This window comes from Streptomyces sp. 15-116A (assembly GCF_025290915.1).
Taxonomy (GTDB): Bacteria; Actinomycetota; Actinomycetes; order Streptomycetales; family Streptomycetaceae; genus Streptomyces.
Map to the genome: position 1 here is coordinate 1 of NZ_JAOCQE010000213.1, position 11,389 is coordinate 11,389.

The following is an 11,389-nucleotide window of genomic DNA, read 5'->3' on the forward strand; positions in this document are numbered from 1 at the left end:
GTCACACTGCGCGTCGCCCGACGACGGGTACGACGCGGCGCGGCCTCCTGCGACGACGCGACGGACTCGACAGCCGCAGCGGTCTCGGTCGCCTCGTCGGCGGCCGAAGCAGCCACCGCCTCGGCAGTCGCCGCACTCGTCGCCGGTACGACGGTCTCGGCCGCCTCCTCGGACGCAGGCGCCCCCGCCGGTGCGGCGGCACGGCGGACCACGCGGCGGCGCCGGCGCGGAGCGGCCTCGGCCTCTTCCTGCTCCTTGGTCTCCGAAGACCCGGCAGACGCCTGAGCCTCTTCGGCCACAGCGGCAGCCGCCGCCTCGGCGCTCTCCTCCTCCGCCTGCTCGGCGAGCTCGGCGGACTCAGCGGCCGGTATGGCCGGCGTGACCACCTCGGCCGTCTCGGCCGTCGCCTCGGAGGTGCCGGCGGGCGGTCCCGCCGGGCGGGAAGCGGCACGACGACGCCTGCGCGGCGGCAAGGTGTCGCTGGGAGTGTTCAGTTCGGAACCCTGAGTGGGCTCGGTCGGTTCGAGCATGCGGGCGTTTCTCCCGTCAGGCTCCCGGGCGCCGCACCTGGTCCGGCAGTGCCGGTGACGTCCGCGGCTCGCGCGATGCGCGGTGCCGCCGTCCGGGGCGCGGGCGCCGCTCGGAAGCTCTCTGTGTCCTGTCTCGCCGGTTCCGTACGCCGAATGCGTACGGCCTGGCGAAAGTCTTCTGGTCGGTGCGCTGCCCGACCCAGGTGGCTCCCGAGTTCGAGGGCGGCGCTACGACGTTCGTCCCTTCGCGGAACCTTCCTTACGCCGGCGCCGTCGCGGTGGCAGTCGGATCGGCCGTTGAGCGGGCCTTCGCTGCCTCGCGGTCGGGCGCGAGCGGGTCGGTCACCGTGCCGGTCTCTTCATCGAACAGCCCCTGCGCCAGCCTGGTCACCGCTGCGGGGACCGGCGGCGCCAGGTCGGCCACGGCGCGAAGACCGGACAGGACGTCGTCGGGTCGTACGGCAGGCGTCACGTGCCGAACAACCAGCCGCAGTATCGCACAGGGCCGGTCACTCGGCCTATCAGCCTGCGAGGAGTGATCGGCGGAGTGCGCCGGGACGCATTCCAGTCCGGCGACCGCGGAACGGGCGTCGAAGGTGCGGACGCCGTTCTTGGTGAGCCGCTGGACCTCCACGGTCTCGGCCGCGTCGAAGGCGTCCACCGCGCGGCGGGCGTCCTCGATGTCCACACCGTCCAGCCGCAGCTCCCACACGGAGGCCGTGAGCCGGTCGGCGAGCCCCGAGGTGCGGGCCTCGACCGCCTCGACGATGTCGAGCCCGGTGGGCAGCGACTCGTCGAGGAGGATCCGGAGCCGCTCGGGGTCGCGCGGCTCGGTCAGGGCGATCTCCAGGTACTCCGCCTCACTGCCCGTGCCGGTGGGTGCGGCATTGGCGTACGACACCTTCGGGTGCGGTGTGAACCCCGCCGAGTACGCCATCGGCACCTCGGCACGGCGCAACGCACGCTCGAAGGCGCGCTGGAAGTCACGGTGGCTGGTGAACCGGAGGCGGCCGCGCTTGGTGTAGCGCAGTCGGATGCGCTGCACCGCGGGTGCGGGCGGCGGGCCTACGGGCTGTCGCTTGCCCAGTGTCGTTCAGTCCTTCGTGAGAGCGGTCGTACTGCTACCAAGAGTACGTGTCTCGCGCCCGGGAGGTTCCCGCCGGTCCGCGAGCTGCGGCTGCCGGGGCTCGCCGAAGAGCATCATGCGGACGTCGGCGCGGGCCTGTCGTACGGAATCGCGGGCGGAGGCGAGCGCCTGCCGGGTGGCCCGCCCGACGCTGCGCGCAGCCCGGGCCGCGGGCCGCAGCACGGCGTCACGCACGGCATGCCCGACGGGCGTGAGCACGCTGCGGTACACCCACCGCACCGGCTCCACGAAGATCCACCGGAAGAGCGTGCCGAGGAACCGCCCGACGGCGAGCGAGAGGTGCCCGGCGATCCGCCAGGCATGCCCGAGGGCGTCGAGGATCTCCCGCCCGATCACGGCGAGCACCCGCCCGACCGGCACCAGCACCCACCGCCACAGGGCGAGCGCGGGCAGCTCGAACAGCACGCGGGTGGTCCAGTACAGCGCCATCCCGATGCCGGTGACGATCATGCTGACCGTCCAGACGACGCCGCGGGCGCACCAGGCGATCGCGTGCCCGAGGGGCGTGAGCACCCAGGTGTACAGCCACACGGCGGGGACGACCACGAGATACCGCACCAGCCAGGCGACGACGGCGTACGCCCCGGCCCCGAGCGCGGCGAGTACGAGCCCCACCCCGCGCAGCACCCACATCACGGCATGTCCGAGGGGCGTCAGCACGTACCGGTACAGGAACACCGCGGGCACGACGACCAGCACGTTCCCGAGCCAGACCAGCCCGTGCCCGATCGGCGTCAGCACCCACCGGTACAGCCACACGGCGGGGACGACGAACAGCATCCTCCCGAGCCACACCGTCGCGCGCCCGAGCGGAGTGAGCACATACCGCCACAGCCCCACGAACGGCCATACGAACACCGCCCGTCCCAGCCACAGCAGGGCCCGCCCGAGCGGCCGGAACAGCGCGTCGTTCAGCCACCGCCCGGTCACGACGAGCGCGTCCCACACCATCCGCACGGGCACGACGAGCACGAGCACCACGATCCGCACCGGAATGCGGATCGCCGTGACAAGACACCCCTCCCCGCCCCCGTGGGCCCGGCCGTCAGCCTTCTCCAGATCCATACCGAGGTAGACGCACTGCCTCCCTCACCCGGATCCCGAACGCCGAGGCCCACACCCAATCGTGATGATCATGCGATCCGGAGTAGCCACTTTTTTGTGGGTACTGGGCGGCGGACGGCCACCGGGGCACCCTGGTGAAGGGCGGCCGGCGTCATGACGCCGGCCGGTCCTCGGTGAGCCTCTGCAAGCGGCGGTGGCCCCAGTCGGAGAGAGGAGCCAGCGCCTCGGAGAGTTCCCGGCCGAACGCGGTCAGGGAGTACGTGGTCTTCAGCGGGAGCACGTCGTGCACCTCCCGGTGCACCAGTCCGTCGGCCTCCATCTCGCGGAGTGCCTGAGTCAGCACCTTCTCGCTGAGTCCCGGCAGTTGCCGCCGCAGCTCACCCGGGCGGCGCGGACCGGACTCCAGCAGCCAGAGCAGCGCCGTCTTCCACTTGCCATCGATCACGGCGATCGCGGCGGTCACACCACAGACATTCGGATCCTTGGCCCGACTACGCGTCACATCTGCCCCGTTCATCACGAATTGCCACAATTTTCATGGGAGTTGAAAGATGTCCTCACCCAACCGACAGTCTGCCGTCACCGTCCTCGGACTGGGGCCGATGGGCCGATCCCTGGCAGGCGCGTTCCTGGATGCCGGCCTGCGCACCACGGTGTGGAACCGGACGCCCGGCCGGGACAGAGAACTGGTGGCACGGGGCGCGGTCAGTGCCGGGTCGGCCGAGGAAGCGGTCGCCGCGAGCAGCGTGACGGTGGTCTGCGTGGTGAATTACGACGCGGTGGACGCCGTTCTGCGCCGCGAGGCGGTGGCGGACGCGCTGAAGGGCCGCACGGTGATCAATCTGACCGCCGACACACCGGACCGGGCCCGTGATGCCGGGGCCTGGGCGGCCGAGCACGGGATTCGCTACCTGGACGGCGCGATCATGACGCCCACCACGACCATCGGAACGCCGGCCGCGGTGTTCCTCCACAGCGGTCCGGAGGACCTCTACCGCGCACACCTGCCCGTTCTGGAGGCGCTGGGCGGCAGCCACACCCACCTCGGCGAGGAGATCGGCCGGGCGGCGGCGTACGACATCGCCCTGCTCGACATCTTCTGGACCGCGATGGCGGGCTATGCGCACGCCCTGGCGGTGGCCCGCGCCGAAGGCATCACCGCGCGGGAGCTGGCGCCCTTCGCCAAGGGCATCGGCGAGATCCTCCCGCCGATCTTCGAGGAGACGGCGGAGGAAGCCGACAGCGGCACCTACTCCGGTGACGGCAATCCGATCACCTCGGCCGTGTCGTCCATGGCGCACATCGTCCACACCTCCGAGGCACACGGCATCGACGCGGGAGTGATGCGCGCGGCCGAGGGCCTGGCCCGCCGGGCCATCGGCCTGGGCCACGGCTCCGACGGCTTCACCCGCATCGCCGAACTCCTGGGCCGCCGCTGAGCCCCGGCAAGCCGGCCGCCACCCGCTACTCCACTTCGATGCCGTGCTCCTGGACGAGCTGCTCCAGGCCGCCCACGTAGCCTTTCCCGCCCAGCACGAAGTCCCAGTCGCCGTTGGACCTGCGCCGGAAGGAGCCCAGCACCAACGCGGTCTCCCGGGCCCGCCCGTCGGACACCTCGAGCCGGCCGAGCTCGGTCATCGCCGGGTCCAGCAGCCGGATACAGGCATCGGTGAAGCCGGCCAGGTCGGCGTCCGGATTCACCTCCGGATCCACCGCGGCCACCAGCACCAACCGGTCGGCGGCGTCCGGTAGCGCGTCGAAGGCGACACGGATGGCTGCCTTGTCCGGCCCCGCCGCGGGTATGGCGCGCACCGAACCGTCCGGGGTCTGCGGATTGTTGAAGAAGACGAAGTGATCCTCACTGAGGACGCGGCTGCCCCGGCAGACCAGCGCGCACACGTCGAGCGCGACACTGCCGGACCACGTCATGCCCAGCACGTTGTAGTCATCGGGCGAAGCATCGGTGTCGGGGGGTGCCGGCTGGGCCGAGGCAGTCGGCCGGCTCTCCCCCAGCCGTCCGCGAAGCCCGTGCCGGTGCAGCAGGTCGACGAGCTCACCGCCCGAGATCAGCTCCAAGGGCTTGCCCCGGGCGAAGGTGTGCGAGCCCGGGCCGAAGCCCGAGGTGGTGACCAGGACGCCCTTGTTGGCGCCGACGTCCTGGACCGTCCCGTACAGGTCGCGCACCGCCGTCGGCGGCACCGTGTTGCGGTACCGCTTCACCTGGACGACTATCTTGCCGCCGCGGATGGGAGTCGGGTCCATCGCGTCGACGTCCACGCCGCCGTCGTTCGAGCGCTGCGTCGTCACGGCCTGCATGCCCATGGCACGGAACAGATCGGCGACCAGAGCCTCGAAGGCGACCGGGTCCATGGCGTACAGATCCGGCTCGTGATCACCACCGTGGGCGGCCACCGCGCTCCCGACGTCCCGGGGCTGCCGGCTCGGCCGCACGGCGGTGAGCTGGTCGGGCTTCGCCGAGAGCTGCCCCCGCAACGCGTCGGTCAGACAGCTGACCGGGTCCACCTGCTCCAGATGGAGGTCCGTGAAGACCGCCCGCGGAGCCATCACCGTCGCCAGGAAGACGCACGCCCGCCGGCCCGTCGCCGGGTCGGGAGCCTCCACGAAGCCGTTCAGGGCCACGGAGTCCAGGACGCCGTGCTCGTCCGCCACGAACAGCTGATGCAGCACCAGCAGCACACCCTGCGCCAGCACCTCCCGGTACAGCCCACGGCGCTGCGTCACCGGACGCGCCGTCTCCTTGAACTGCTGCTGGTTGAAGAGGTACTTCACCGCCTTGGCCTCCGGGACGACGCCGTAGCCGGGCAGCTCCCAGTCCAGCACCAGCTGCCGCCCGGCCGCGTCGTACGCCGCCTCCACCTGCCGGGGGAACCCCTCCGGCCAGGCCGTCGACGCGTACAGCGCGGCGGAGAAGTACTCCACCACGGCATCCGGGTCGCCCCGCCTGACCCCCTCGGCCGTCTCCGTGACACCGGCGTTGTGCCGGCGCACCTCGGCCCGCAGAGCCTCCGCCCGCTGCTCGTGGTCCCGCTGTAACGCGGCCAACTGCTGCTGCCGCTGCGCCTCGGCGACCTGCGCGGCGTGCCAGTCCCGCTCGAACCGGGCCTGCGCCTCGGCCTGGGCCTGCGCACGCCGGCCGGCCGTCCAGCCGCCCTGCGCCTGATACCGGCTCGGGTCCGGCATCCGCACCGGCCACGCGAGAGGCCCCGGGTCGAACGGCGGGACGTCCTCCACGCGCAGCAGGGACGACGCCCGGAAGCCCGGCGCCCGGCAACCCGCCGTCAGCAGGCCCTGCAGGGCCGCGACCCGGGCGTCCAGCTCGTCGGTACGCCGCCTGGCCTCCGCCTGGCAGTACTCCCGGTGGCTCTGCTCGGCGAGCCGCTGGTACGCGCGCGCCTGCCGGGCCTCCTCCCGCTGCCGTCTCGCCTCGGCCTCGAACTGACGTTGCCGCTGCCGCTGAATCTCAGCCCACGCACCGACATGACCAGCAGAGCGACGACTCATCCGCTACTTGCCCTCCCCAGGACGTCGGCACCGCCGACCGAACTCTGGTCGCCCCCACAACCAGGTGTAACAAAACGACTGTATCCAGCAATCGCCGTCCTGAATATCAAGTTGCGGAGAAGGGCCTCAGCGAAGCCACGACTCGCTCACATCAGTGAGAGTGCCCACTCGACGCGGGCGTGGGACCACCGTTCTTGACGGTCAGGGGCAGCAGCTTCTTGCCCGTGGGGCCGATCTGGATGGACGTGTCCATCTGCGGGCACACCCCACAATCGAAGCAAGGCGTCCAGCGGCAGTCCTCGACCTCCGTCTCGTCGAGGGCGTCCTGCCAGTCCTCCCAGAGCCAGTCCTTGTCGAGGCCCGAGTCGAGGTGGTCCCAGGGGAGGACCTCCTCGTAGGTGCGCTCGCGGGTGGTGTACCAGTCGACGTCCACGCCGAAGGGGGCCAGCGCCTTCTCCGCGCACTGCATCCAGCGGTCGTAGGAGAAGTGCTCGCGCCAGCCGTCGAAGCGGCCGCCGTCCTCGTAGACCGCGCGGATGACGGCGCCGATGCGGCGGTCGCCGCGGGAGAGCAGGCCCTCGACGATGCCGGGCTTGCCGTCGTGGTAGCGGAAGCCGATGGAGCGGCCGTACTTCTTGTCGCCGCGGATCTTGTCGCGGAGCTTGGCCAGGCGGGCGTCGGTCTCCTCGGCGGAGAGCTGGGGCGCCCACTGGAACGGGGTGTGCGGCTTGGGGACGAAACCGCCGATGGAGACCGTGCAGCGGATGTCGTTGGAGTTCGACACCTCACGGCCCTTGGCGATGACCTTCGTCGCCATGTCGGCGATCTGCAGGACGTCGTCGTCGGTCTCGGTGGGCAGGCCGCACATGAAGTACAGCTTCACCTGGCGCCAGCCGTTGCCGTAGGCCGTGGCGACGGTCCTGATCAGGTCCTCTTCCGAGACCATCTTGTTGATGACCTTGCGGATGCGTTCCGAGCCGCCCTCGGGGGCGAAGGTCAGACCGGAGCGGCGGCCGTTGCGGGTCAGCTCGTTGGCCAGGTCGATGTTGAAGGCGTCGACCCGGGTGGAGGGGAGCGAGAGGCCGATCTTGTCGTCCTCGTAGCGGTCGGCGAGGCCCTTGGCGATGTCGCCGATCTCCGAGTGGTCGGCGGAGGAGAGGGAGAGCAGGCCGACCTCCTCGAAGCCCGTCGCCTTCAGGCCCTTCTCCACCATGTCGCCGATGCCGGTGATCGAACGTTCCCGCACGGGGCGGGTGATCATGCCGGCCTGGCAGAAGCGGCAGCCGCGGGTGCAGCCGCGGAAGATCTCCACCGACATGCGCTCGTGCACCGTCTCGGCGAGCGGGACGAGGGGCTGCTTGGGGTAGGGCCACTCGTCGAGGTCCATGACCGTGTGCTTCGACACCCGCCACGGGACGCCGGAGCGGTTCGGTACGACGCGGGCGATACGGCCGTCGGGGAGGTACTCGACGTCGTAGAAGCCGGGGACGTACACCCCGCCCGTCTTCGCCAGGCGGAAGAGGAGTTCCTCGCGGCCACCGGGGCGGCCCTCCTCCTTCCACTCGCGGATGATCCGCGTGACCTCCAGGACCGCCTGCTCGCCGTCGCCGATGACCGCGCAGTCGATGAAGTCGGCGATCGGCTCGGGGTTGAACGCGGCGTGGCCGCCGGCCATGACGATCGGGTCGTCGAGCGTGCGGTCCTTGGACTCCAGCGGGATGCCGGACAGGTCCAGGGCCGTGAGCATGTTCGTGTAGCCGAGCTCGGTGGAGAAGCTCAGGCCGAGCACGTCGAAGGCCTTGACCGGGCGGTGGCTGTCGACGGTGAACTGCGGGACGCCGTGCTCCCGCATCAGCGCCTCCAGGTCCGGCCACACGCTGTAGGTGCGCTCGGCCAGGACGCCGTCCTGTTCGTTGAGGACCTCGTAGAGGATCATGACGCCCTGGTTGGGCAGTCCGACCTCGTAGGCGTCGGGGTACATCAGCGCCCAGCGGACGTCGCAGCTGTCCCAATCCTTGACCGTGGAGTTGAGCTCTCCGCCGACGTACTGGATCGGCTTCTGCACATGCGGGAGGAGAGCTTCGAGCTGCGGAAACACAGACTTCACAGACTCGGCGGCTTCGGCAGGCATCTCGCGAACCTTCGTGTGCTGGCTGGGGGACCCCGGCCGGCGGCTGGGGACGGGTGACCATCAAGCGTAACGCGGTCGCGGCGGTCCCCCGCACGATCAGAAGGCGGCCCGCTTCTCGATCGCCTTCTTCATCGACGCCCAGGCCCCCGGCAGGGCCGTCTCGGTGATCTCCGCGCGCCGCTCCTCGCGGCCGTACAGCACACCGTAGGTGAAGCCGCTCTCGCCGGCCGCGTGGGCGACCGCGGCGAGCTCGCCGAGGGTCTGGCGGGCCATGACGCTGTCCTGGTGGTCGCCGAGCAGGCTCTGGAGCTGCTTCATCGACTTGATCAGCTTCTTCGCCGGCCGGCCCAGCGCGGGAGCGGCAACCTCGGCGGCGTAACGGGTGCGCTTGGCCTTCTTACGGGCCTCGTGCAGGGCGGTGTCGCGCTCGGGGCCGGGGTCCAGGGCGAGGGCCTGGGTGACCAGTGCGGAGAGCTTGTCGAGATCCTTGCGTACGGCCTTGGCGAGCACCTTGCCCGGCTTGCCGGAGGCCTTCTTGCGCAGCGGCGGGTCGATGAGCAGGGCGTCGAGGGTGTCGAGGAGGGTGAGGTAGCGGCGGGAGTCGAGGATCGCGGTGACATGGCTGTGGGCCCCGCTGTGTCCGGCCCGGGACCAGGCGGTGACTCTGTCGTGCACGGGGCCGTGGACGAGGGCGGGGGGCAGGGCGTCCAGGGCCGTGCGCAGGCGCTCGGCGAGGACCTCCTGGTCGCGGTCGAGGCCGAGCTCTCCCGCGAGCCACTTCAGGTCGGTCGCGATCGGGTCGGTGACCTCGCGGTCGAGGACGCTGCCGAAGCTGCGGAACGTGCTGCGCAGGCGGCGGGTGGCGACGCGCATCCGGTGCACGGAGTCGGGGGCGTCCTGCCGGACGGCCGGGTCGAGCTCGACGAGGGCGTCGCGCTGTTCCCGGACGTAGGCGAGGACATGGTCCCCGGCGGTGACCGGCTGGTCGGCCTTCTGCCGCTTGCGCTTCTTCGGCTTCGAGGAGGGCGTGGGTACCGGAGCCGAGGTGGCCGGTGCCGGTGAGTCGCCGTGGGCCGTCTCCTCCAGCGCCCGCGCCAGCTTCGACGCGGAGCCCGACCGGCTCACCCCCGCCTTGCGCAGCCGTTTCTCCACCGTGTCGAGGAAGGCGGGGTCGCCTCCGTCGGCGAGTTCGACCTCGATCTCGGTCCAGCGGGCGGTGCCGCCGTCGCCGGTGAGGCGTTCGGCGTGGACGGCGTCGATGCTGACCTCGGCGAGGAGCCGGCCGGCCGCGTCGAGGAGGTGGCGTACGTCGCGGTCGGAGCGCAGCCGGATCACGGGCCGCAGTTCCCGGTCGCGGACGCGGGAGCGGACGAGCCGGGCGAGGCCCTCGGGGAGGTCGTCGGAGAGCGGGGCGCGGATCTCGTCCCGTACGCCGGGTGCGACCGGGAACTTCAGGTGCCAGCCGGCGTCCGTGCCGCCGGTACGGCGCCGCAGGGTGAGGGCGGCGGAGGCCAGCCGTTGGTCGGCGGTGTCGTAGTAGGTGGCGTCCAGGTGGGCGACGCCCTTGTCCTGGACGGACGCGACGCCCGGGACGCCGGTCAGCTCGGGCAGTGCGCCGTCCCGGGTCTCGTACTTCCGCTCGATCTCGCGCTTGGTGTCCGCCATGAACCGAATCTAGTCGCCCGGTGTACGGAGCGGCAGTGGGCCGCTCCATACGCCGGGGGACCGAGGGCTAGGCGGACAGGGGTCTCTGCAGGCGGATGGACTGCAGCAGGCCCACCGCCATCCACACGGCGAACATCGACGAGCCGCCGTAGGAGACGAACGGCAGGGGCAGACCGGTGACCGGCATGATGCCGAGGGTCATCCCGATGTTCTCGAAGGACTGGAAGGCGAACCAGGCGACGATGCCCGCGGCGACGACCGTGCCGTACAGGTCGGTGGTGTCGCGGGCGATGCGGCAGGCGCGCCACAGGATGATGCCGAGCAGCAGGATGATCAGCCCGCCGCCGACGAAGCCGAGTTCCTCACCGGCGACGGTGAAGACGAAGTCGGTCTGCTGCTCGGGGACGAACTGGCCGGTGGTCTGGTGGCCGTTGAAGAGTCCGGAGCCGGTGAGTCCGCCGGAGCCGATGGCGATGCGGGCCTGGTTGGTGTTGTAGCCGACGCCGGCCGGGTCGAGTTCGGGGTTGGCGAAGGCGGCGAAGCGGTTGATCTGGTAGTCGTCGAGGACCCCGAGCTGCCAGACGGTGACCGCGCCGGCGGCGCCCGCTCCGATGAGGCCGAAGACCCAGCGGTTGGAGGCGCCGGAGGCGAGGAGCACGCCGAGCACGATGACGACCATGACCATGACCGAGCCGAGGTCGGGCATCAGCATCACGATCAGCATGGGCACGACGGCGAGACCGAGGGCCTGGAGGACCGTGCGATGGTCGGGGTACTGCTTGTCGCCCGCGTCGACGCGGGTGGCCAGCAGCATCGCCATGCCCAGGATGATCGTCAGCTTGACGAACTCCGAGGGCTGGAGGGAGAAGCCGCCGGGGAGCTTGATCCAGGAGTGGGCGCCATTGATGGTGGAGCCCAGCGGGGTCAGCACCAGCAGGATCAGGAAGACGGACGCGCCGTAGAGGATCGGCACGGCCGTGCGCAGGGCGCGGTGGCCGAGCCAGAGCGCGCCGACCATCAGGGCCAGCCCGATGCCGGTGTTCAGCAGGTGCCGGACCAGGAAGTAGTACGGGTCGCCCTGGTTGAGCTCGGTGCGGTTGCGGGTGGCGGAGAAGACCAGGAGCGAGCCGAGCAGCGACAGGGCGATCGCCGAGAGCAGTATCGGCCAGTCGAGGCGCCGGGCCAGGGAGTCGCGGGCGAAGACGCGCGTCCAGCCGGCGCGTTCGGGGCCGTACCCGGAGACGTGGAAGCTGTTGACACCGCCGGTCATGTCACGGCCCTCCTGCCCGCGGCGCCGCGCCGCCGGCGGGCGTGGCCGCGTGGGCGGCC

General features: G+C 71.2%; 8 protein-coding genes and 1 pseudogene. 1 reads left to right on the forward strand and 8 read right to left on the reverse strand.

Translation table 11 applies throughout. The features are described from left to right. The 4 genes and pseudogenes from N4P33_RS26215 to N4P33_RS26230 all read right to left on the reverse strand — a co-directional run. Nucleotides 1-530: pseudogene (locus N4P33_RS26215) on the reverse strand (ribonuclease E/G); the annotation flags it as partial. Nucleotides 531-789: 259 nt separating this feature from the next. Further along, on the reverse strand, nucleotides 790-1,575 hold the full coding sequence (locus tag N4P33_RS26220; protein WP_260829241.1) for a TIGR03936 family radical SAM-associated protein: 786 nt from the start codon (nucleotides 1,573-1,575) through the stop codon (nucleotides 790-792). 48 nt (nucleotides 1,576-1,623) lie between these two features. Next, nucleotides 1,624-2,742: a hypothetical protein gene (locus tag N4P33_RS26225; protein WP_260829243.1), complete on the reverse strand. Its 1,119-nt coding sequence runs from the start codon at nucleotides 2,740-2,742 to the stop codon at nucleotides 1,624-1,626. Between the two features lie 151 nt (nucleotides 2,743-2,893). Continuing rightward, on the reverse strand, nucleotides 2,894-3,244 hold the full coding sequence (locus tag N4P33_RS26230) for a helix-turn-helix domain-containing protein (protein WP_260829244.1): 351 nt from the start codon (nucleotides 3,242-3,244) through the stop codon (nucleotides 2,894-2,896). A gap of 49 nt (nucleotides 3,245-3,293) precedes the next feature. On the opposite strand from N4P33_RS26230, the gene N4P33_RS26235 reads away from it, so the two are divergent. Next, nucleotides 3,294-4,181, forward strand: coding sequence for an NAD(P)-dependent oxidoreductase (locus N4P33_RS26235; protein ID WP_260829245.1), 888 nt, complete (start codon nucleotides 3,294-3,296; stop codon nucleotides 4,179-4,181). Nucleotides 4,182-4,206: 25 nt separating this feature from the next. On the opposite strand, the gene N4P33_RS26240 is transcribed toward N4P33_RS26235, so the two are convergent. The 4 genes from N4P33_RS26240 to rodA form a co-directional block, all read right to left on the reverse strand. Then, nucleotides 4,207-6,264, reverse strand: a complete 2,058-nt coding sequence (locus tag N4P33_RS26240) for a restriction endonuclease (RefSeq protein WP_260829246.1) — start codon at nucleotides 6,262-6,264, stop codon at nucleotides 4,207-4,209. A 151-nt stretch (nucleotides 6,265-6,415) separates the two neighbouring features. Beyond that, a complete protein-coding gene (locus tag N4P33_RS26245; RefSeq protein WP_260829248.1) occupies nucleotides 6,416-8,395 on the reverse strand; it encodes a TIGR03960 family B12-binding radical SAM protein in 1,980 nt (659 codons plus the stop codon). Nucleotides 8,396-8,491: 96 nt separating this feature from the next. Beyond that, nucleotides 8,492-10,060 carry a CYTH and CHAD domain-containing protein gene (locus N4P33_RS26250; protein WP_260829249.1) on the reverse strand — a complete coding sequence of 523 codons (1,569 nt, stop codon included), beginning with the start codon at nucleotides 10,058-10,060 and terminating at the stop codon, nucleotides 8,492-8,494. 67 nt (nucleotides 10,061-10,127) lie between these two features. Then, nucleotides 10,128-11,330: a rod shape-determining protein RodA gene (gene rodA, locus N4P33_RS26255; protein ID WP_260829250.1), complete on the reverse strand. Its 1,203-nt coding sequence runs from the start codon at nucleotides 11,328-11,330 to the stop codon at nucleotides 10,128-10,130. Between the last annotated feature and the right edge of the window lie 59 nt (nucleotides 11,331-11,389).